Annotated in this window: 21 protein-coding genes and 3 pseudogenes; 11 read left to right on the forward strand and 13 right to left on the reverse strand. The window is 46.4% G+C overall.

Going from position 1 to position 22,298, the window contains the following annotated elements; translation table 11 throughout:
• Positions 1-33 precede the first annotated feature (33 nt).
• Complete coding sequence (tsaD, locus tag IPG41_06350) at positions 34-1,047, reverse strand: tRNA (adenosine(37)-N6)-threonylcarbamoyltransferase complex transferase subunit TsaD (GenBank protein QQR54776.1); 1,014 nt, start codon at positions 1,045-1,047, stop codon at positions 34-36.
• 96 nt (positions 1,048-1,143) lie between these two features.
• On the opposite strand from tsaD, the gene IPG41_06355 reads away from it, so the two are divergent.
• A complete protein-coding gene (locus tag IPG41_06355) occupies positions 1,144-2,463 on the forward strand; it encodes a CCA tRNA nucleotidyltransferase (protein ID QQR54777.1) in 1,320 nt (439 codons plus the stop codon).
• The gene (locus IPG41_06360) at positions 2,460-2,909 is read left to right on the forward strand and encodes a hypothetical protein (GenBank protein QQR54778.1); all 450 of its coding nucleotides are present in this window, start codon (positions 2,460-2,462) and stop codon (positions 2,907-2,909) included. The genes IPG41_06355 and IPG41_06360 overlap by 4 nt, the downstream gene beginning before the upstream one ends.
• Here the strand turns inward: IPG41_06360 and IPG41_06365 are convergent.
• Genes IPG41_06365 through rlmD form a run of 3 tightly spaced genes read right to left on the reverse strand, consistent with a single transcriptional unit; the run spans position 2,887 to position 4,816 of the window.
• Positions 2,887-3,432: a M23 family metallopeptidase gene (locus IPG41_06365; GenBank protein ID QQR54779.1), complete on the reverse strand. Its 546-nt coding sequence runs from the start codon at positions 3,430-3,432 to the stop codon at positions 2,887-2,889. The genes IPG41_06360 and IPG41_06365 overlap by 23 nt on opposite strands.
• Positions 3,429-3,860: a class I SAM-dependent RNA methyltransferase gene (locus IPG41_06370; GenBank protein QQR54780.1), complete on the reverse strand. Its 432-nt coding sequence runs from the start codon at positions 3,858-3,860 to the stop codon at positions 3,429-3,431. The genes IPG41_06365 and IPG41_06370 overlap by 4 nt, the downstream gene beginning before the upstream one ends.
• The gene (gene rlmD, locus IPG41_06375) at positions 3,800-4,816 is read right to left on the reverse strand and encodes a 23S rRNA (uracil(1939)-C(5))-methyltransferase RlmD (GenBank protein QQR54781.1); all 1,017 of its coding nucleotides are present in this window, start codon (positions 4,814-4,816) and stop codon (positions 3,800-3,802) included. Before rlmD ends, IPG41_06370 begins: the two co-directional genes overlap by 61 nt.
• 96 nt (positions 4,817-4,912) lie before the next feature.
• On the opposite strand from rlmD, the gene IPG41_06380 reads away from it, so the two are divergent.
• The 3 genes from IPG41_06380 to IPG41_06390 are packed head-to-tail and all read left to right on the forward strand — an operon-like array spanning position 4,913 to position 7,886.
• Positions 4,913-5,374, forward strand: coding sequence for a 23S rRNA (pseudouridine(1915)-N(3))-methyltransferase RlmH (locus IPG41_06380; GenBank protein QQR54782.1), 462 nt, complete (start codon positions 4,913-4,915; stop codon positions 5,372-5,374).
• A 10-nt stretch (positions 5,375-5,384) separates the two neighbouring features.
• Positions 5,385-6,422: a CapA family protein gene (locus tag IPG41_06385; protein ID QQR54783.1), complete on the forward strand. Its 1,038-nt coding sequence runs from the start codon at positions 5,385-5,387 to the stop codon at positions 6,420-6,422.
• 60 nt (positions 6,423-6,482) lie between these two features.
• Entirely contained in the window at positions 6,483-7,886 is a 1,404-nt protein-coding gene (locus tag IPG41_06390) for an MBL fold metallo-hydrolase (protein QQR54784.1), read from the forward strand.
• Positions 7,887-7,975: 89 nt separating this feature from the next.
• Here the strand turns inward: IPG41_06390 and IPG41_06395 are convergent, their stop codons facing one another.
• Complete coding sequence (locus tag IPG41_06395; GenBank protein QQR54785.1) at positions 7,976-10,306, reverse strand: S-layer homology domain-containing protein; 2,331 nt, start codon at positions 10,304-10,306, stop codon at positions 7,976-7,978.
• A 160-nt stretch (positions 10,307-10,466) separates the two neighbouring features.
• Positions 10,467-10,658 (reverse strand): hypothetical protein, encoded by a 192-nt coding sequence (locus tag IPG41_06400; GenBank protein QQR54786.1) that lies wholly within the window; start codon positions 10,656-10,658, stop codon positions 10,467-10,469.
• 241 nt (positions 10,659-10,899) lie between these two features.
• On the opposite strand from IPG41_06400, the gene IPG41_06405 reads away from it, so the two are divergent.
• Positions 10,900-11,700: a hypothetical protein gene (locus IPG41_06405; GenBank protein QQR54787.1), complete on the forward strand. Its 801-nt coding sequence runs from the start codon at positions 10,900-10,902 to the stop codon at positions 11,698-11,700.
• 16 nt (positions 11,701-11,716) lie between these two features.
• On the opposite strand, the gene IPG41_06410 is transcribed toward IPG41_06405, so the two are convergent.
• The 3 genes from IPG41_06410 to IPG41_06420 all read right to left on the reverse strand — a co-directional run bounded on the left by IPG41_06410 (position 11,717) and on the right by IPG41_06420 (position 14,118).
• Positions 11,717-12,325, reverse strand: a complete 609-nt coding sequence (locus tag IPG41_06410; protein ID QQR54788.1) for a hypothetical protein — start codon at positions 12,323-12,325, stop codon at positions 11,717-11,719.
• Complete coding sequence (locus tag IPG41_06415) at positions 12,322-12,720, reverse strand: hypothetical protein (GenBank protein ID QQR54789.1); 399 nt, start codon at positions 12,718-12,720, stop codon at positions 12,322-12,324. Before IPG41_06415 ends, IPG41_06410 begins: the two co-directional genes overlap by 4 nt.
• Positions 12,721-13,188: 468 nt before the next feature.
• Positions 13,189-14,118, reverse strand: a complete 930-nt coding sequence (locus IPG41_06420; protein ID QQR54790.1) for a DUF475 domain-containing protein — start codon at positions 14,116-14,118, stop codon at positions 13,189-13,191.
• Positions 14,119-14,241: 123 nt separating this feature from the next.
• On the opposite strand from IPG41_06420, the gene IPG41_06425 reads away from it, so the two are divergent.
• The gene (locus IPG41_06425) at positions 14,242-16,488 is read left to right on the forward strand and encodes a hypothetical protein (GenBank protein QQR54791.1); all 2,247 of its coding nucleotides are present in this window, start codon (positions 14,242-14,244) and stop codon (positions 16,486-16,488) included.
• 15 nt (positions 16,489-16,503) lie between these two features.
• Here the strand turns inward: IPG41_06425 and IPG41_06430 are convergent, their stop codons facing one another.
• Together IPG41_06430 and IPG41_06435 are read right to left on the reverse strand one after the other, a co-directional pair.
• A complete protein-coding gene (locus IPG41_06430; protein ID QQR54792.1) occupies positions 16,504-17,175 on the reverse strand; it encodes an FkbM family methyltransferase in 672 nt (223 codons plus the stop codon).
• A gap of 1 nt (position 17,176) precedes the next feature.
• Positions 17,177-17,581, reverse strand: a complete 405-nt coding sequence (locus tag IPG41_06435) for a hypothetical protein (protein QQR54793.1) — start codon at positions 17,579-17,581, stop codon at positions 17,177-17,179.
• Positions 17,582-17,682: 101 nt separating this feature from the next.
• Between IPG41_06435 and IPG41_06440 the strand changes: the two genes are divergently transcribed.
• Complete coding sequence (locus IPG41_06440; GenBank protein QQR54794.1) at positions 17,683-18,168, forward strand: sporulation protein; 486 nt, start codon at positions 17,683-17,685, stop codon at positions 18,166-18,168.
• Position 18,169: 1 nt separating this feature from the next.
• Here the strand turns inward: IPG41_06440 and IPG41_06445 are convergent, their stop codons facing one another.
• Together IPG41_06445 and IPG41_06450 are read right to left on the reverse strand one after the other, a co-directional pair.
• A complete protein-coding gene (locus IPG41_06445) occupies positions 18,170-18,613 on the reverse strand; it encodes a hypothetical protein (GenBank protein ID QQR54795.1) in 444 nt (147 codons plus the stop codon).
• A 361-nt stretch (positions 18,614-18,974) separates the two neighbouring features.
• Entirely contained in the window at positions 18,975-19,514 is a 540-nt protein-coding gene (locus IPG41_06450; GenBank protein ID QQR54796.1) for a hypothetical protein, read from the reverse strand.
• A 58-nt stretch (positions 19,515-19,572) separates the two neighbouring features.
• On the opposite strand from IPG41_06450, the pseudogene IPG41_06455 reads away from it, so the two are divergent.
• The 3 pseudogenes from IPG41_06455 (at position 19,573) to IPG41_06465 (ending at position 20,271) form a co-directional block, all read left to right on the forward strand.
• Positions 19,573-19,863 (forward strand): annotated as a pseudogene (locus IPG41_06455) (FG-GAP repeat protein).
• Positions 19,864-19,866: 3 nt separating this feature from the next.
• Positions 19,867-20,067 (forward strand): annotated as a pseudogene (locus IPG41_06460) (FG-GAP repeat protein).
• 3 nt (positions 20,068-20,070) lie between these two features.
• Positions 20,071-20,271, forward strand: a pseudogene (locus tag IPG41_06465) (FG-GAP repeat protein).
• Positions 20,272-22,298 lie beyond the last annotated feature (2,027 nt).

A 22,298-nucleotide genomic window follows, 5' to 3' on the forward strand; every position in this document is an offset into this window, starting at 1 on the left:
AAAACCACAATTGCCCTCAATCATACCCTCTTTTCAGGTTAGAGCAAGGGGCAATTCTTTTTGTGAAGAGAAATACGCTGCAGCCCCAATCATCGCCGCATTGTCCGTGCAATATTCCATTTTGGTGGGCCAACGGAATAGAGGTGCATCGCGCAAACGGCTGAGTTCTTCTTCAATACGCCCTCGCAAAAACCGATTCGCGGAAACACCTCCGGTCAAATGGACCTCTTTAGGAGCATATTCGCGCACCGCTCGCATCAATTTTTCCACCAGAGCTTGCACCACGGCCTCTTGAAAAGAAGCCGCCACATCGTTCACAAAAGCCTCATCTGAAAGCTGCGCTTCATTTTCTTTGAGCCGATAAAAAACAGAAGTCTTTAAGCCCGAAAAACTGAAATTCTTTTCTTTTCGTAAAGCAATGGGGAAGTCGAAAGCCTTTGGATTCCCAAGCCGCGCTCGTTCTTCAATGGCCGGCCCCCCAGGGTAGCCCAAGCCCAACAAACGTGCGATTTTGTCAAAAGCTTCACCGGCGGCATCATCGATGCTTTCCGCCAGCAGTTCAAAGTCACCATGACCTCGCATGAGCACCAGTTCATTGTGCCCTCCCGAAACGGTCAAAACCAGAATAGGGAATTGAGGCTCAGAAGGGGCCAGTACAGGTTTGCCGGAATCTTCTGCAGGGTAGAGCCAAGGCGCATAAAGGTGTCCATGAATGTGATTCACTTCTAGCAGCGGCTTGTTTTGGGCAAAGGCAAGGGCAGCAGCCGTCATGCGTCCCACCACTAGCGATCCGATGAGTCCCGGCTCTTTGGTCACCGCCACGGCATCGATTGCTTTCCACGTCACATTCGCTTTTTCCATGGCCAGACGCAGCACCGGCAAAATCGCCGTCATGTGTTCACGTGCAGCCACTTCAGGCACCACCCCTCCCGTTTCCACATGCTTGGCAATTTGAGAGGCAATTTCATTCGCAAGCACGCGCCGTCCATTTTCCACAAGGGCAACGGACGTTTCATCACACGAACTTTCAATAGAAAGGAGGAGCATAGTTTGCTTATACAGCAAAAAGAAAATCTGCACATCAACGAAAGCTATTATTGTAAGGATGAAATAGGGTGTTATGATTGAAGACGAACAGCTCACATGCTCAAAACCGCCACCCAAATCGTCGCCACTCTCCAAAAAGCCGGCTTTAAGGCTTACTTTGCCGGGGGCTGTGTGCGAGACATGATCATGGAACGTGAGCCCAAAGACATCGACATTGCAACGAGCGCTCTGCCGGATCAAATTGAAAAGCTTTTTGCAGACACTTATCCCGTGGGCAAGGCCTTTGGAGTGATTCATGTGAACGAAGAAGGACACTCGTTTGAAATCGCCACTTTTCGCAGCGACAGCGGTTACAGCGATGGTCGCCGCCCCGACGCCATTTTATTCAGCCACGCCGAAGACGATGCCAAACGCCGGGACTTCACCATCAACGCTTTATTTTACGATCCCATTGCCGAAGAAATTCACGATTTCATTGGAGGCCAAGACGACATCGGCAACAAACTCATCCGCTTCATTGGGGCGCCGCACGAACGCATTTTAGAAGATCATTTGCGCATCCTCCGCGCCATTCGTTTCAAAAACACTTTGGGTTTTCAATACCATCCCGACACCTATGCCGCACTTAAAAAACATGCACCGCTCGCCGACAAAGTCAGTTGGGAAAGAGTGCGGGATGAACTGAATAAAATCATCATGGCCCGACGCGCACCCATCGCTTTTGAAGACATGCAAGACACCGGAGTTTTGCCTCATGTGCTGCCCGAATTGGAAGCCTGCAAAGGCATGCCTCAACCCCCAAAATATCACCATGAAGGGGACGTGTGGACGCATCTCATGCGCAGCCTAGACGCCTTGCCACAAAATGCCACACTGCTCGATCATTGGGCTGTGATTTTGCACGACATTGGCAAGCCCGAAACTTTTAAAATTGCAGAGCGCATTCGTACGGATGGCCACGCTGAAGTTTCTGCCGAAATTGCAGAGCGCATTTTACGCCGCCTCAAATTTGCTCGCCGCGACATTGAGCATGTCACCTGGGTGATTCGCCACCACTTCATGATGCATCAACTGTTAGACATGCCCATCGGCAAGCAGCGCCAATGGTTTTTGGATGAGCGCTTTCCCAGTCTCATGCAACTCTTTTATGCGGATGCCATGGGCACGCTGCCTGCGAGCCTGCATCTTTACAATCAAGTCAAAGCTGCTTACGACGATTGCTTGCGCCGTTTCCCAGCCTTGCCCGAACCTTTTCTTACGGGGGAAGAAGTGATGGAAAAACTCCATTTAAAACCCGGTCCTCGCGTGGGAGAAATTTTGAGAGAGGCCATGGAAAAACAACTCAGTCACGAGTTCAAAGATCGCAAAGAAGCTCTCACGTGGCTCCAAACTTTAACCACTCACCCGCCTTTATGAATGCTGAACTTCGCGATAAAATTTTAGACTCTCAAAAACGCACAAACCGCAATTTTATCATCGTACTGGGGGTCTTGATTTTGTTTGAAGGAATTCTTTTGGCCGGCATTTTTACAGACCCAGCTCGCACGCTGCTCACACAAATTTTAGGAGGGCTCTTCGCCCTCGGTCTTTTGGCCCTGATCATCAAACTCGCGCTGCTCACTTTTCGTCCACATCCGCTTTTAAAACTGCTGCAAAATGAAGCCCATCGCATACAAACCGTAGAAGTGCTGTCCATCGTTTACATCAATGGAATGAATACTTATCAAATGAACCTACATTTCCTCACCACAGAAGGGGAGCGCCTGGTGCTTTCAGACAAACGCAGCGCCATCGAAGCCATGCTGCCTCTTTTAAAGAAAGAACTTCCTCACGCAGAATTCAAAGAGCTGCGTCAACGTTAGGGAGCAAAGAAAAATAGGACACCGGATCGATATTATACCCACTGTAATTCCCCAAAGTGCGGGTCATTATTTCATGACCGATCTCGGCTTCTTGAGCAATGATTTCAAAATGCAAGTGAGGGCCTCGGGTGGCTGTGCCGGTATTTCCGCTGTGAGCAAAAACTTCATCCGCTTTGATCATCGTACCCACTTCGGGGAGTATGGCATTTAAATGGGCGAAAACCAAAATGTTGCCCCACGCATCTTCCACATAAAGGCAATTGCCCATTTCATTTTGTACGCGAATATCCACTGCGCGAAGGGGCACCGGCATCGCAAGAGGCGTATTGAGCGGCATGGCTATATCGATGCCCGTGTGACCTTTGATGGGATCATAAAAATCGCCTTCATTTTGAAAAGGATTGACTAAAGGATATCCAAAATACAGCCTGAGTTTTACGTCAAAATAGGGCAGGGTCAGCAGGAGTAAAATCATCCATAAGACGCCCAAACTCACCCATTCAAAACGTTTTTTCCATTTCATAACGGATTTTTTAAAAGCACGCTCACACACTCCACGTGATGTGTTTGCGGAAACATATCCACGGGCTGCACAGACTTCGTCTCATAGCCCATTTCTGCAAACTGTTTGAGGTCGCGTGCCAAGGTCGTGGGGTTGCAAGAAACATAGACGATTTTAGGAGCCGCAAAAGCCACGCAATCAGCCACCACTTTTTCTCCAAGCCCCGCGCGAGGAGGGTCTACAATCACCACATCGGGCTGAGCATCCGGCCCCAATCCCGAAAGTTCACTGAGACGTTCTTCCACACTGCCCAAATAAAAACTCACATTTTGTATGCCGTTGCGAGCCGCATTGCTGCGTGCACTTTCCACCGCCGCTTCATTCATTTCTACTCCGAATACGCGCCTGGCTTTGTGTGCACAAAAAGTCCGATGGTTCCCGTGCCACAATACAAATCATAAACAATTTCTTCACCTGTTAAACCGGCAAGTTCCATCGCAAGGGAATACAGTTTTTGCGCCTGAAGCGTGTTCGTTTGAAAGAACGCTTGAGGCAAAATATCGAACTCCAGCTTTGTACCATTTTCCAATTCCAAAACTTCAGTGAGCGCTGCTTTGCCGGTCAGTAAATTCTCTTCCACCCATGTGGGCTGCCCTGGAATTTGATACACACTGTTCCAATACAAAGACGTCACGGTGGGATCGTCCGCAAAAAGCTCAATGAAAGCATCTTTTTTTTCAAAAAGTCCGGTCGAAGTCGTCAAAATGATCATCCGCTCGCCAGTGTTTTTCCCCTCCCGAACAGTCAGGGTTTTCAAGAGCCCTTCATGAGTGTGTGAATTGTAAACAGGAATCGCATGGTACTTCACAAAAGCACGCACTTTTTGCACGACAGAAACCACCCATTCCGATTGTAAAAAACATTCTTCCAAATCAAAGACTTCATAATGGTAACCCGGCGGATAAAAACCCAATTCCGTTTCGCCATTTCCCCCAATTCCAAAAGAAAATTCCAACTTATTTCGATAAAACCACGGGGATGCATTCGGCACAAGCGGCTTTACCAAATCGCTGTTCAGTCCCCCGATTCGCACGAGGGCATCTTTCACTTGCTGCTCCTTCACACGGCACTGCTCCGCATAATCCAAAAACTGCCACTTGCAACCGCCACACACACCAAAATGCTTACAACGTGCTTCAATGCGCAGCGGGCTGGGCTTTTTCAATTCTTTCACAAAGCCCTCTGCATAATGCGATTTCACCCGACGAATCTGCACGAGCGCCTCATCCCCCGGCGCCACATTCGGCACAAAAACCTTGAATCCATCCACCGTTCCAATGCCTTCGCCACCATAGACCAGCGAATCCACTTTCAACTCCAATTCCTGATTTTTTTTGGGTTTCATAGGGGCACAATATAATGGATGAGGGCCAAAAGGGGAAGCCAAGCTCCGAGTGATATCCGATGGTAGAAACGCCTACTTAGGCTTAGACTAGAGACGATGCGAATTCAAATCCTCCTCATCTCTCCCACCAAAGATGCCCACATTCGTGCTCTTGAAGCCGAATACGAAAAACGTCTCCAAGCCTTTGCCAAGCTAGAAACGCTCACGCTTCCTGCGTCTAAAAGGGACGAGCGGACCGCTGTGCAAGAGGAAGAACTCAAAAATTTTCTACCCAAAATCGACACAAACGCTTTTTTAATCGCCCTGGATGAACGTGGCACTCAGCTCACCAGCGAAGACTTTGCACAATGCCTCGCTAAAATTCGCGACTTTGGGCCCGGAAAAATTCAATTTCTCATCGGGGGTTCGCATGGCCTTCATCCCGATTTGCTCGCTGCCGCTCATCAGCGCCTCTCTTTTTCCAAAATGACTTTCACTCACGAAATGATTCGCGTATTTTTAAAGGAGCAAGTCTACCGCGCCTTCACCATTCTTGCCGGCAAAAAATATCACAAATGAAGCCGTTTTCATGAAGCTCAAACCCTCCACCCTTCGCCAAGTTCTCTGGCCGTCGACCCTGCTCTTTGCCCTGATTTTCTCGATCACCACTGCCGCCCACTTTCCGCACATGGAAGGGGGCAGAGCCTCTTTGCTTTCTGAAATTTGGCCCCAAAAAGAACCTGTGCCCGAGATCAACTTGCTCATGACCGGAGACATCATGCTCGACCGTTACATCGCCACCTTACGCGGCCGCGCCATCGCCGACACCGATCCTGCCAACGATCTTTTCCCCTTCACCTTCATGCCCAAAATCATCGACGCGGTGGAAACACAATTGGCCACCTCGCAGCTCGACCTTGTGCTCGGAAATCTGGAAGGACCCATCACCGATTCCAACTACGTGAACGACGGCACAGCGATGATTTTCAACTTCAAACCCAGTGTCGTCGAACAACTCAAAAACGCAGGATTCACCACCTTCACTTTGGCCAACAACCACACGCTGGACATGGGCAAAGACGGCCCACAAAAAACCCATGAATACCTCGCTGCAGGCGGCCTCGACTCCTTCGGTCATCCCGACACCCTCAACGGGGACTTCAGTTTTCTGAGCTATGAATTGAATGGCATCAAACTCGGCTTTTTGGGCCTCAACGATGCAGTCATCAAATTGGACATACCTGCCGCTGTTCGAAAAATCCAAGAGGTGGATACGCAAGTGGATGTGCTCATTGTGGCCATTCATTGGGGCTTTGAATACGAAGCCACCGCTCGCGAATCCGTGGTGAATAAAGCCCATCAATTCGTCGATGCGGGTGCAGATTTCATTTGGGGTCACCACCCTCATGTCGTGCAAAACAGCGAGCTTTACAAGGACAAACACATTTACTACTCTCTCGGCAATTTCGTCTTCGATCAATATTGGTCCACCGAAACGCAAAAGGGATTGGTACTCGGTCTTAAAATTTTAAAGAATGAGGAAGGTGGCTTCACACTCACGCCTGTCGAAGTGCCGGTGGATTTGGTCAAGCAAGGGGAGCCGACTCCCGCAAGTCAGCCCCAGTGAGTGAATTGCGAAAAACAGAAAAAACTGCTATACTTTAAGGAATATTTTAAACTCAAAACAATGAAACTTTCTTTCTACGGTGCCGATCGCGAAGTGACGGGTTCCAGACATCTTTTGGAAGTGAACGGCAAACGCATCTTACTCGATTGTGGAATGTTTCAAGGACGCCGCCAAGATGAAAAAGAAAAAAATAAAAATTTTGGTTTCGATCCCAAAACCGTAGATGCCGTAATTGTATCCCACGCCCACATCGACCACTCCGGCAATCTTCCCAACTTGGTTAAGCAAGGTTTCAACGGACCCATTTATTGCACCAAAGCCACCGAAGATTTGCTCAAATACATGCTCATGGACTCTGCGTTCATCCAAGAAAAAGAAGTGGAATATTTGAATGAAAAAAAGAAAAAAATCGGGGAAGAACTTCTGGAACCGCTCTACACCGTCAAAGACGTGAATGAAACACTGCCCCTCGTACAAAGCATGGATTATTCTGCCGTTTGGAAGCCTTTTGCAACAGATGACATTCAAGTGACTTTTCATGAAGCCGGACACATACTCGGTTCCGCCATCACCACCATTCTGGTGAAAGACCAAGCAGATGGCCAAAGCAAAACCCTAGCCTTCACCGGAGATTTGGGCCGCCAAAACATGCCGCTCATCAAAGACCCTTATCAATTGGAATCCGTGGACTATCTCCTCATGGAATCCACTTATGGAAATCGCCTGCACGAATCCATACTGCAAGCTGAAAGCAGATTGGCGGAAATAGTGAAAACAACTGCTGCCCGTGGAGGGAAAATCCTCATTCCCGCTTTTTCACTCGGTCGTACCCAAGAAGTGGTTTACTCCCTTCATAAATTGATGGACGAAGGAGCGATTCCTAAATTGCCCATTTATGTGGACTCGCCACTCTCGGTGAATGTGACGGCCGTTTTCCGCAAACATCTGGGATGTCTCGACGAAGACACTCAAAAAGTTTTCCTGGACGACAAGCAAGATCCCTTTGCTTTTGAAGAACTTCGTTACATCGAATCTGTGGAAGAATCCAAGGCCCTCAACAATCACAACGGGCCCTGCGTCATCGTTTCTTCTTCTGGAATGTGTGAACACGGACGCATTTTGCACCACCTTAAAAACTCCATTGAAGATCATCGGAACACGCTTGTGATTGTCGGCTTTCAAGCGCAAAACACACTCGGACGTAAACTCATTGAAAAAATGAATCCGGTGAATATTTTTGGAAAGCCTCACGAAGTGCGCATGGAAATCAAAATCATGAATGCTTACAGTGCCCATGCCGATCGTAGCGACTTGCTTGACTACGCCAAAAAGGTCAAAAATCTCAAAAAACTCATCCTCGTGCATGGGGAAGATCAAGCATGCGAAGATCTCAAAGCCGCCATGCTCCACAACGGGATCAAGGAGGTGCTAGTGCCTTCTTTTGGAGATGTACTTGAGCTCTAGTAGCCTATCCATCTTAAATCCCTGCATGAACCGCATATACTGCCGCTCACACAGGGATTTTTTGCTTGAGGAAGTTTCATCCCCTGAAACTATCCGTTCACCAGCAAGTCGTAAATCATATTTGCAGCATCTTCACGTTTGACGGAATCTCCTTGAAGGGCGTAGTCAGAACTGTCCACACCATAATTGCTGAAGATATTCTTAAATTCTGCAGCCGTCATGTAAGCATTGGCATCCACTACCTCTCCCATCAGGCCTGCTTCTTGCATGAGTCTCACATAGTCCTCACCACTGTAGTTTTGTGCATCTTCGGTAGCAAGTCCCAAGGTGCGAGCGAGCATTTTTGCAGCTTCATAGTAACGCAACGCATTTTCAGGTCCGAATGTGATCAAGTTGAATGCATATCCATGGATCACTCCCATATGGTACAAGGCACAGATTTCTGCATAAGCATGAGAATCTGAAATGTCTTCAAATGTGGTTTCACAAGCAGCATCTTCATCGCTAGAAAGTTCTACATCTCCATCATCACCCCCCCCAAGATCAAATGGCCTAATAACAGAAGAAGATCCTCCACCGTTCCCTCGGCTGCCACCCCCATTACTGCCATTTCCTGGTGCAGGAGTGCCGGAACCATTACCATTTGAACTTTCATCACTGATGTCATCGCTGTCATTGGAAGTGTCTTCAGTACTGTCAGTTGGGGTTGTAGTGGAACCGCCTTCATCTACCAAGTCTTCTTCATCGGAACCGGTGCCAGTGCCATCGGAACCCGTGCCAGTTCCATTCGTACCGGTTGAACCAGAATCATCCTCGTCCACCAATTCACCCTCTTCAAGAGAATAGCTGGCTTGATTGTTGATCACATCATCCACCTCAGAGACAAAATCAGTTTCATCGATATAAACAGAAACGGTGGAAGTGGGCACAGTGTTGAGCGTGTAGTTGAGAGTGCTCACAGCGCTGTCTCTAACCTGACTGGCAGCGACGAAGGCCATCTGGTCTAGGACACCATCCACATAAATAGTTAAGAAAACTGGATTGATAACATCGTAGGTAGCACCCACATTATTCACATCCAAAGAAAGCGCGTTTCCAACAAGATTCAAGTTGCTGACAACAAAGTCAGGAAGCGCGCTGGTTTCTGTCTCGGTATTGTTCTCGGTAATAAGATAAACATCTTGATTGTTGATCACATCATCCACCTCAGAGACAAAATCAGTTTCATCGATATAAACAGAAACGGTGGAAGTGGGCACAGTGTTGAGCGTGTAGTTGAGAGTGCTCACAGCTGTAGTCATAAAACTGGTACCATTGATGAATTCAACATGATCCAAAGTGCCATCTACATAAATATTCAATATAATCGGAGTCATAGCCAGGTAAGGAGCACCGATATTACTCACATCCAAAGAAAGCGCGTTTCCAACAAGATTCAAGTTGCTGGTAACAAAGTCAGGAAGCGCGCTGGTTTCTGTCTCGGTAATAAGATAAACGTCTTGATTATTGAACACGTCATCCACCTCAGAGACAAAATCAGTTTCATCGATATAAACAGAAACGGTGGAAGTGGGCACAGTGTTGAGCGTGTAGTTGAGAGTGCTCACAGCAGTAGTCACAAAGCTAGTACCACTGATGTATTCCACATGATCCAAAGCACCATCCACATAAATGCTCAATGGAATTGCAAGCATATCCATGTAAGGAGTACCGATATTGCTCACCTCCAAAGAAAGCGCGTTTCCAGTAAGATTCATATTATCTGCTACAAAGTCAGGAAGACTGCCTTCCCCAGTTCCACTATCAATAGTGCCATCTGATTCTTCTTCATCCTCAGTAGGGGAATTAAAATCTTCCCCATCAACCGGAAGGTCACCCGTGCCGATCTCACCCCCTTCCGCACCAGAAATACCGTCTCCACCCAAGTCTATATCATCGGTGTCGTCACCGTCTTGACCATCTCCACCATCTGAAGTAGGCAGTTCAGGCGTTGTGAGTCCACCCACATTGGTACAGTTATTATTCTCATCCAATTCATCCCACTGGTCATCGTAATCCACACAAATTTGCAAGGCACTTGTACTGTCAACCATAGCAAGGGACAGTTCCACGGTCTCCGTTTCACCGACTACGAAAGGGTTGGGTTCTGTAATAGCAATGGAACTGGAATCTGAGAGAATGGCATTCACATAGAGTCCAACTAACACCTCTGTGGAAGTGTTCAGTGTGGCATCGGTGTCTCCTTGGTTCAAAACATCCACACTGAGAGTGTAACCTGTAGTGGTGAACACATCGGAAACATTCTCAACAGTGAAATCTGGAGCGCCAGAAGCCACCATTGTTGCAAAAGCAGAAGGGGAGGCGGTCACCAAAAGACTGAACAGAAGGCTCTGAGCAAGGAACTGTTTAATCATTTTCATATGACGGAGATTATTGATGACTATATTTAATACCTATTTCAAAATATGTCAATAGATTTTAACATGAATCTTATTTCCCACCGTCTTGTTTTAAAATAGCCTCCGATATTTCCTCAACTGCTTGGCATTTCTAAACGTTTAGAAATGCCAAGCAAACAAACTAGGTTTTCTTCTGCTCTGGCTGTGTGCCAACTGGGGAAGAACCCTCTTTCTTTTCATTACCCTCTTCCTTTTTATCACCGTCTTTATGGTGAGGGCCTTGATCGTTTTGCTTTTGATCTTTTGGATCTTGGGGCTGCTTGTCCGGAGTTCTTTCTTTAGTGTTGTCTTTATTAGTATTGTCGTAGTTCATAAGTTTATAATTTAGATATTAAAAGTAATGACAGATTTTCTCTGCAAATTATCGATCGACAATTTCTTTGGGTGCCTATCCCGAACTTTATAAAGTGATTCAACTGTACCGCTCTTCCATTTCAGAAACGAATAATCTAGCGAAATAAAAAATAAATTCCACTCACAAACCTCATAAAAAGCCCAAATATTTGTTGGGAAAATGTTTCTACATTTTATCTTTATAGACTAGAATACCCACCATGATTTCCGACTCCGATCAACTCCGCATTGTAAGCTTCCTGAAGCATTTTGCTTGCAATAAGAATGAAAGTCTTACTTACCTTGAAGTTTTGACGTCAGGAACCACGTCGGTTCAGGAGCTTTCACGTAAGCTTAAGCAAAATCGTATCAGCGTCTATTATTCTGTGCAGCAGTTGATTGAAAAGGGATTCCTATTTGAAGTAAGAAAAGGGAAAAAACGTTTCATTGCAGCTGAAAATCCAGACATCTTATTAAAGATGATTGGGCAACGGCATAACGAGTTAAAATCTTTGGAAGTCGATGTGGGGTACATTTCTAAGTTGCTCAACTCTATTCCTACGATAAAACATGAAATCACGGTGGTGAAGCTATATGAAGGGGCAGAAGGATTTAAAAAAATGCTAGAGGAAAGCTTAGGGGCTAAAAGTGAAATCATTGTTTTTAGTAATACAGCTATTTTTTCCGAAATGCTTGGGGAAGAGGACTACGAAAATTATTTTTCCAAAAAAGCAATACGAGACATTCCTTCTCGGATTATTTATGCAGCCTGTCCTTTCGCAAAAAAACTCGACGCAAAAAAAGAAGAATACAAAATTGATTTAAGACTCTTACCACAGAATCGCAGCTCTGAAGCTGGTTTTTATGTATGGGATAACACTGTTGCCATTGAATCCCTAAAAGAAAATAAAATCAGCTGCACGGTCATCGAAAATAAAGACATTGCTCAATTTTTCCGTGACAACATCTTCAACCACTTTTGGAAGGAGGCAAAAACCACAAACGTCGACTACCAGTCCTAGGTCTCGACTGAACACCTCACAAAGCCCCAATGATTTGGCAGCTTACAGAAAGCGCTTGTGCAAGCGCAGCATCCTTTTTTTCAAACGCAAAAAAGGCAGCTTCCAAGGCCGGCAACTGAGCTTTAAGCCATTTCACTATTGCTGCCTGTTGTTCAGGGGTGAATTCCTTTTTCCAATAATATGAACCCCACACAAAATCAGTCAATTTTTGTAATTTCAAAGGAGTCCACTCCTGTGCCCAGGGTTGCAGTAAAAGTTTCAAATCCTCCACCTTCTTTACGATTGCATAAAATTGCCAATCATCAAAAAAAGGATCTTCCTCCAGACTTGCCCGATTCCACGCCACTAAAAAGTTTTGGATTGCGGCCTGCTCTTTTTCAGGCCAAGTTTTCCACTGCGCATAATCCAACTTTCCAAGCACAATAAAGGCATCCGCGCCCAAGGCCCCTGTCGCCATTTTTTCAAACAACATGGGCAAGTGATGCTTGAAATCCGCCACACCACCCCATGTCGTCATGGCTTTGTACGCAAAACGATCCCACTCCTCTTGAATATCCAGCCCCTTCGGGTAAGCAGAAAACACTTCATAAAGGTCTTGAATGGCTGTTTTTAAATAAGATGTCATCGAAAACGAAGGTAAGGACCCGCTTTGCCCGCCTCCATCCAAGAGGCAAGGGTGTACACGGCTTCTTCAGGCTGCTGCCCCAATTCAAAAAGCGTATCGCTACTGCTGCCACTGATCAAAGCCAAACGTCCTTCCTGCAAAAAGGGGAGGTAAGCAGAGGCATCGGCATGCACTTTTTGATGAACTTCTTCCTTAAAAGTAGGATTCCATGCCACTTCCATTTGAAGCTGAGCCCTGGAAAACAGCGTTTTTTGCATTTGCTCAAGCCGATCCGGATGAACGAAATTAAGAGTTTCAATCTTATTTTTATCGAAAATATTCAAGCCCAAAAAATACCAATGGCCCTGAACTCCCAGGAGTACATGGGTGGACGTGAAATGAGCTACATTTTCCATGACTCCAATCTAACAAAAAAAGAAAGAGAAAGCCATTTGCAAAACTTTGCAAAGTCTGCTATAATAACACGATGTTCATTGAAAAACCGCCTGGGTCTAAACACCCAACCCCGCTTGAAACTTAGCGTCAACCGGGTCGCAAAGATTGCTGACGTTGCCTCCTCACCGAGGGACGCCCACGCCTTCTTTGTTGCCCAATGCGCCCTAAGTTTCATAGCCATAGTAAGCCTGCTTCTTTATCACTTCCCAAAGTATTTAGGGGCACTATCACCTCATCTTTCCAACGGGATTTTGTCTGGAGAGAAAAAGGATCAGACAGATTGTTACTATGAGAGTCCCGGTCTCGAAAGAGATCTCCTGTTCCCTCGTAGAAACTGGAAATACGCTTCGTGAGAAACCTTTTCCACCTTAAACCCTTATCTGATGCTGAAATGACTATGAGACAATTAGGGCGCTTTTTTTTTGTGTCTAAGCGGCAGGAGCGCTTTTAATGTATCGGTGGGACTTCCAATAAAAGAATCCGACCACCGTAAAAGTCACTGCAGGGGAAAACCATTCGGGAATATGCAGTCCAAAAGCATGGCCAATCATCACGGCACCGAGCACCAAAACAGAGTACATGGCTCCATTTTTAATGTACAAATAGCGTTTGATGCGTTCCACATTGCCCACGGTGATTTGACGCACCACAATGGCTCCCAGCCCGTTTCCGAGCAAAATCAAGGGCACCGACAGCGTGAAGGCAAAAGCCCCTAAAACTCCATCAATAGAGAAGGTTGCATCAATCACCTCCAAATACATGATCTTGCTGAGGTCAGAAAGCCCGCCTTTATTGCTCAGCATTTGAGCCTCTGCCTTTTCGGCATTTTCTTTGAACCCATGCGTAATGAAGAACGCTGTAGACCCGATCACTGCTCCAAAAGCCATCAGCGGATTGACTTGTAAAGCGTACCAAACCAGCATACTGAGCAAAATCGAAACCACCGCATAAAACCAAACACCTTGAGCATAGAAGAATTGTTCCCCTTTAAGTCCATAATTTTTCTTTTCCAAAAAGAGCCAATGAAAAAACAAAAAGACCAAAAAAGTTCCTCCTCCTGCCATAAGGATGGGGGCGGAGCGCTCAATGGCGTCAATAACGGCAGGGTCGCTGCTGAAAGTCGCGGTCAAAGAGCCGCAGAAACCGAGTGAACGGACGGTGGCCCACACAATCACCCAAGGTAAAAGTCCGCGAACCATGAAAACGGCGATCAAAATGCCCCAAAACAAAAACCAACGCCTGCCTTTAGGAGACATGGTGTGAAGCACCTCGGCATTGATGATGGCATTGTCGATGCTGCTGATGGTCTCAAACAGGCAAAGCCCGGCGACGGTGAGAAAAATACTGAACCAATCCATGCGGGTATCCTAGCGAAAAGAAACGAGCAAGGAAAGTGCATTGGAGCGAGCCCCTAACCCTCTCTAAAAGAATGGATTTTTAAGGCGATTTATGCTAGAATGACAAGATTGAAAAGGCCCAAAATGCGTTCACAAGAACAAAAAGAAAAAATCAAAAAAGTATTGCTGCTTGCACCTCTCTTTGTTTTGTATTGCTTCGGAAGTGCCCTAACCGGCATCATCGGCAGAGTGCTTTTTGTGGAACATTTAGGCACCGAATATTTGCCTCACACCTACGTGATGGGGGCAATTTTAGGGTCCCTTTTAACTCTTTGGATTTCTGAAAAAATGAAGAAAATAAGCCTGGCAAAACTCCTGCTCAGGCTTTCCATTTTTGGAGCCGTGATGTTTTTTGGAAACTACCTGTGGATGAGCCATGAAAAGACCTGGTCTTACACTTTTTTCCTCGTGGTCAGCAATGCCTTCTACCTCATTTTAGCAGGAACCGCTTTGTGGCGCGTGGCAGGGACTTTGAACACTTTATTCGAGTCCAAAAGCACTTTTTTATATTACTCTTTGGCTGCCAGCGCTGGAGGGGTTTTAGCCGGATTCATTTCCAACACTTTCGAAGAAAAAGTCGGAGTGGCTCAACTCATTGTGTGGGTCTGCATAAGCCTTTTGATAGCAGCCTTCAATTTATTTTGGATTGAACACCGCTACAGCAAGCAATTTGAGCCCGATTCTGAAGTAAAACAAGTGTCAAAATGGGAGTCCATAAAAGATGAATTCAACGATTTCAAAAAAACACGTCTGGCCAAATTGCTCCTCTTGATTTTGACCATTTTCAACGTGGTTTGGTGGATCAGCGATTTTGAGTTTCAAAAAATAGTGGGAGAAACGCTTTCTGAAGCTGAGTACTCGCACTTTTTAGGACTCCTCAGCATGGTGAACAGCGTCACTCTTTTGGTGGCCCTCATCATTCAAGATAAAATTTTAAAAAAAGCGGGAGTGCTCAACACACTGCTCATGTCTCCAAGCCTGGTTTTACCAACATTCGTAGCGCTCTTTTTGTTGCCCATTCCCTCCATGGCCTTTTTGGCAGCAGGCATGACTTCTCTTGTAGGCTATTCTATTTTCACCAGTTCCAGCATCTCGGCTTACACCGCTTTACCTCATGCCATTCGCAGCAGAGTGGCCACTTTCATCAGCGGCAATTCCGATTCGCTCGCCATGCTCTTGGCCGGTACGGGGCTCGTTGTGCTCAATGAATGGGTGAGCAATGCTTGGATCATAGGCTTGGCTTGTGCGCTGCTGTTCATCAATGTGCTGCTCATTCTGCACACAAAAAAAATCTACCTTCAACAAGTGCTACTCAATTTGGGCAGCACCAACAAAATAGACGTGCATGGAGCCATTGAAAATTTGGCGGAAGAAACTTACAGAGAGGTGGGCGTGCAAGAAATGATGAAACTGATTTCATGGAGAAACTTAGACCCCGAAACGCTTAGAAAAATGGTTTTTGCCTTGGGCAAAATGGGCAATGTGAAAGTCATCCCCAGTCTTTTGGATTTATTTAAAAATCACGATGCCGGCATTCAATATTCCATTGTGGAGACCATTCATTCCTTTGAACATTTGAATAAGAAATTAAAACATTTGCCATTCACGCGTTTGAACCTCATTGAAACTTATGAAAAAATCTTTTTGGAAGAAGAAGACACCGAGCTCAAAATTCTTATTTTGGAACGCTTGGGTGACTTTGATGCCGACAATGTGATCACTTTTTTACGCAACGCTGTCAGCGACAAAAACGAAGCCGTCAGCACCAAAGCCTTGGCTGCAATGAGGTATTTTCATGACCGCGGCATCATTCCCTATGTGAGGCCTTATTTGGAAAATGAAAAACCAACCACTCAAGCGGCAGCCGTCATTTCTTTATGGCAATTCCCCGAGCTCAAACCTTTGCTCATGAAGTCCTTCATACAAATCATGGCAGGCACAAGTCGAGATCATATTTTAGCGTCTTTAAACATGATCGGGGCTTTGCAATTTGCTTGGGAAAAAAGCTATGCGCAAAAACAAATTTCAAATGAAGATTCCGAAATTCGGCAAGTCGCTATTTTGACGCTTTTGCAATTGGAAGACGAAGGCCCCATTCCCGTCTTGCTTGCGGCTCTCATTGAGAAAAAAACAGAAAGTTTATTCTATGCCAGAGCCTTGAAAAAAATCCCAATTCGCATGCGAAAAATCCTTTTCCGTGAAGTGGAAAAAGCAGGTGAAACGGCGGTGAAAAATTGCATCGATACGCTCAAAGCCACTTATTTGGATTTCACCAAAGAAATCGAAATTTTGAGCAATGCAAGCACTGGAGTGAATTTTTCACACACCTAGAGGCCTCTAGAGCTTTCAGCGTTTTGCCCACAAAAATCCCATGCGTTTATCGTATTTGGAAGGGATTTTTTTGACACCGAAACCTTGCCTCTCAAAAAGAGTTTGTAAACGCTTTACTTGCATGGAAGGGCCATACTCGTGATATTCCAAAAAAACCGTTTCAAGCTTATCAAAAAGTGCAACGGGGGCCGTTTCAAAAATCTGAAATTCAGCGCCTTCGATGTCCATTTTAAGCACCTCCACTTTTTTGAATTTATTCACAATTTTCTCCAGTGTTGTGGCACTCACTTTTTTTTGCCGACAAGTGCCCGGAGCCACCACTATGGAATGATTGTGAGAATCTTCACTCACATTTAAAAACAAAGTTCCTTCGTGCTCTGCCACGGCCGCATTTTTAGCCACTACCCCGTGGATTTTATTCATAGCCAGATGTTTTTTAAGGGCCGAAAAATTCGCTTCCTCCGGTTCGTAAGCCCACAATGGGACCTCAGCATTGAGAGCTCGCACATAAAGTGTGAAGTAGCCCTTGTGCGCACCAATATCCAGTACTACCGTTTTTGCTGTTTTGAGTGCCGGCTCAATCCAAGCGTATTCTCTCAGCGAAAAAACTTCGGCCAACACCGATTCATCCGCGTCAGATGAAACTTCCACCTGAAATTTCTGCTTCAAAAAAGAAATAGAGCGCATTTTAGGAAGAGAAAATCCATGCAAAAAGCTCCAATAGGACTAAGCAAGTGCCCGCAAAAAGAGCGAAAACCACGGCTATTGCCAAGCTGAGCAGGGGCATCAAAAGCAATCCCAAGCCAAAACTCAAATAAAAATAGGGATCTTTAAAAGGCAAAACTCGCTCCGCACGTTTTTGAAAAAGGACAAGGGCGAAAACACTCAATGCATAGACCAAAAACCACAAACACCACACCTTAAAAGAAGCCGGAAGGTAGGCTAAATACAAGGTTAAAACAGGGTGAGAAGTCAAAGTCCTCGCTTGGTCAAAGCCCAGCAGCCAACCCGTGTCTGAAACGAAACTGGGTAGCATTAGGAAAGCATCCGCCAAAACATGAGGAAGAAAATAAAGATTTCGATTGGAACGCATAAGACGCATAAAATATAATACAAACTGCGATAGTAAACACTCTACGCTTGCACCAAGCTAAAAGAAAGTATAACCTGAGCACAACCTTAAAACTGACTCTCATGAACGCCCTCAAAAAATTCTTCGCTAAAATCAAATTGTTCTTTGGAATAGGAACGGTAAAAGTGCTTTTAGAAGCTCCAGAAACCTTCTCCGCCGGAGACAAATCCATTGAAGGAACAGTGACAATCATCGGGAAAAGTGATCAAAAAATCACTAAAATCACAGTCAAAATGATTGAGGATTACGTTAAGAATGCAAAAAACGGTCAAGCACAAAAAAAGCGTTTCACTTTGGGCGAAATAAACGTAGGCAAAGCGTTTGAAATCAAACAAGGGGAAGAAAAGAAAATCGATTTCAAACTCCCTTTTGAAATGGTGAAGTCCACGAATGACCAATTGAAAGACAAGGGGGGAGCGCTGGGAGCTCTGGGCGGTTTAGGTTCAATGTTGGATCAAGAAAAATCCGAGTACAAGCTACAAGCCATTGCCGATGTAGAAGCGGCAAGCATAGATCCCATGGCAGAAGTCTGGATCCAAAAGAAATAGTTCACTTGAGTTTCTCAATCAAGTCATTAGCTCGAGCGCGCAGTTTCGGATTCGAATGAACAGCTTCACAAAGGAGACTGTTCATTAAAGTTTCCCGCAAACTGCCATTGAGGGTAAAAAAAGCAAGCTCCTTGGTGATCTCTTTAGGAATGGGGCCTCCTTGCCCTTCCAGTCTATCCAAAAGAGCTTCGTAATACTCCATATGGCCTTCCCCTAAATGCATAGCGGTGAGGAATTCCCCAGGATGAGTGGCTCTTTTCAGCATCAAAACCGCCGCTTCCAAAACAAGGTGGCCATTTTCTTTTGAACCAGGGTAATCCCTATAGTGGTCCGCCGGCGCCCACTGCCCCGGGTTGTCCACAGACCAGCTTCGGGCACGGGCAGACATACTAGAGACCAGTTCCTCCATGGAGTCATAAGTGTTATTCCAGATTTTGATGAGCATGGTTAAGGGTTACATTGGTCCCAAATATCTCCACGGATGGTTCCTTCCATGCACTTTTGGCGTGCCTCATCAATTGCATGTCCGCTCTGATCCCAGTGAACAGTATAGTTATGATGGGCCGACTCAATTGTCTCGATAGTCCGATTGTACCATCTGGAGTTCTTTGTATCCTTTTCACCATAGCATAAAGTGATGAGAGGCGAGCTAGGGCTTTTAGGAGCTATATCAGTAAATCTATATGCTGAACTCACAACGAGGGAATCCACAAGAGATGAACCCATTGCAGCCAACGGCACATGTCCACCCATGGAGTGACCTAAAAGAATAAGCTTCTTAGCTGCTAACTCTGGGATAAGTTTAGTCAAAGCCGCTTCATAATAGCGGTAACTATCTTTGTAAGCTGCATCTCCCCCCCAAAACCACCTCCACATTTATTCCAACGCAATGGTTTGGAATATAAAAAAACAAACTCAGTTCCATCAGGATAAGAAGCCTCATCCACAGGAGTGCAAAAGTTACCCTCTTTCGCAGGATAGAGCCAAACCCCCTCAGGGCACAAAAGAGCTGTGGAGGGCTCGGTTTCGATCAGATGGGACCAGCTATGGCACATATTTCCGGCTGTATCTCCACGACTGTGGAAAGCCACAATCCAATTTTCTATATCACTCAAATCTCCGGCATCGGTTGAATACCGCAGCTTGCTTCCAGGAAAGCAGCGTTCGAAAGACTCAAAAGCATTGGGCTTTATGAGTTCAATACACTCCTTCACCCGCAGCTCAACGGCTGCACTCACACGTTCGGCTGCTTGACGTGCTCGATAGTCGGCAATAGGTTCAGCCGCCCATGCGGCACTTACGGCGAAAAGGCTCAAAATTAGACGACAATCTGCTGTTTTTTTCAAGGTAAAATCTTTCTAAAGAGCAAAAACTGACTTCAAAGCATGCAAGAAATCGGTTAGATTGTCTACTGATGCCACACCCAAAACAGCTTGCCATATCCCTTCTTGCTGCCGCCTTCTCTGTATTTTCAGCACAATTTTGGCTTACGCCTCCATCACCAGCGGGGCTCTTTCAAGCACGGTAGAGGTCAACGACGCTACAGCGAATGGCCCCACCCTCACGAATGGAGACAACTACGGGCGTTCTGTGGCAAGCCTTGGAGACCTGAATGGAGACGGAGTGGAAGACATAGTGGTGGGGGCAGATCAAGACGATGCAGGTTTCGGTGACGCCGGAGCAATTCACATCCATTTTATGAACACGGACGGTTCTATAGATAGCACGGTGGAAATCAATGATACAACAGCGAATGGGCCCACTCTAAGCGCCTCAGACAACTATGGGGGCACAGTCGCAAATATTGGGGACTTGAATGGAGATGGAGTCGTAGATATTGCAGTAGGAGCTCCAGAGGACGATGCGGGTTTTACGGCTGCCGGAGCAATCCACATCCATTTTATGAACACGGATGGTTCTGTAGATAGTACAGTGGAAATCAATGATACCACTGTTGGCGGGCCCACCCTGAGCGGCTCAGACAACTATGGATGGGATATCACCAATATCGGTGATCTCAACGGGGATGGAGTGCAAGACCTTGCAGTAGGAGCTATTTTTGATGATGCAGGGGCCACTAATGCAGGGGCGGTACACATTCATTTCATGAACACGGATGGATCTGTAGACAGTACGGTAGAAATCAATAAAAACACTACGAATGGTCCTACGAACTTGATCGCTCAAGATATTTTTGGAAATGGAGTTGCTGCTTTGGGTGATTTGGATGGGGATGGGGTGGAAGATTTGGCGGTAGGAGCTCCTTACAACAGCTCGGTAGGTACTAATGCAGATGATGAAGGGGCTGTCTATATTCTTTATTTGAACACCGATGGGTCCGTAGACAGCACGGTGGAACTCAATGAAAGCACCGTGAATGGAGCCACTCTATCAGACGATGATGGTTACGGCACGGGATTGACTTCTATGGGAGATTTGAATGGAGATGGCGTGATAGACCTTGCCGTGGGCGCGCTATTGGATGACGGCGCAGGCACCGATCGTGGAGCAGTTCACATTCATTTTATGAATACGGATGGATCTGTGGACAGTACGGTGGAAATCAATAGGGACACGACCAATGGGCCCACTAGTCTCGCAAATTCAGACAGCTATGGGAGGCGTATAGCCAATATTGGAGATTTGGATGGGAATGGAGTCACCGATATGCTCGTTGGAAGTCCTTTGGACGATTCCAGTGGAGCCAATCGCGGTGCAGTTTACATACACTATTTTGATAAAACCACCTGGACCATTTCGGGTACAGTCTATTCCGATGAAGGCACCACACCCATGCCCGATGGTGCGACCATTCGCCTGCTTTTAGACGGAGTTTCGGTGGGAACCGACACACTCAATTCAGGGGATGGAACCTATTCTGTTTCGAGCATCGATCTCACTCAAGGCTCCGTGCTCACCGCCTACATTGATGACGACACAGCCAACGGGGCCACGGTGACTTTAGACAATACGGCAACAATATCGGATCTCAACATTTATCAAAGCCATTTGATCGTACGTTCCGAAACCGCCTCAGCCGTCACCAACACCCACTTGGATACGGCCAACAATGCAGATCCCGGCACTTCCAGCGACGATCTCACTTCCCTTTATGATGTGGCTGGAGGCACCCTCACCCTGCAAAGTGGGAGCACACTTTTGGTGAATAGTGGAGACACATATCAACCTGGAGGAGCTTTAGATGTGAACGGAAACATCATCATTTCGGGTACTTTGAACAGCGCTGCAAACAGCATCAACGCGGCGGGGGCCTTTAAAAATTTAGGCACCCTCACTCACACAGGAACTCTCACATTAGACGGGACGAGTGCGCAGACTTTCAACCCCGGTTCATCCACCATCGGTTCTGATATCATCATCAGCAACACCACCGCAGCCGTGAGTCTTTCAGCCAATGCACTCAACAATGGAGCCAACGACTTCACCCTTCAAAGTGGGACGATTTTCGACTTCAACAATCTAAACATCACCATTGGTGGAACGTTTTCCAATTTGGGAACGGTTCGCTTGATTGGAAGTGAAACGATCAGTCTCACACAAGACACCAATTCTGGAACTTGGGAATATTTAGGCAACGGAACAGGCTCGGCCGACACGCACACCATTAAAGATTTCGGCTCCCCTGATTATTACCATCTCACCATCAACGACAGCGCCGCCAGTAATTCGGATACCTTTCAGGCCGGAGGAACCTTGCGTGTGGATGGAGATTTAACCGTGACCGATGGAGCCTTTTCAGGCTCAAACCAAACCCTCGATTTCAATGGGGCCGTGAGCATAGGGGCCGCCGGAGCCATGACCGCCACTTCCGGCACTATGACTGTGGCCGGCAACTGGACAAAAAACGGAACCTTCACTCACAACTCAGGAACGGTGACTTTTGATGGAACCAACCAAAGCGTGACGGGCTCCACGACATTTAATAATTGGACCAAGGCCGTGAGCAGCGCAGCCACGCTGACTTTAGCCGCTTCCTCCACCCAAACCATTGTAGGGACTTTGACGTGGACGGGTGCTTCTTCTCAACTTTTATCCATTCGCAGCAGCGTTACAGATACTCAGGCCATTATCGATCCACAGGGTACAAGGACAGTGGAATATTTGGATGT

Source organism: Candidatus Peregrinibacteria bacterium, from assembly GCA_016699145.1.
Classification (GTDB): domain Bacteria; phylum Patescibacteriota; class Gracilibacteria; order UBA1369; family 2-02-FULL-48-14.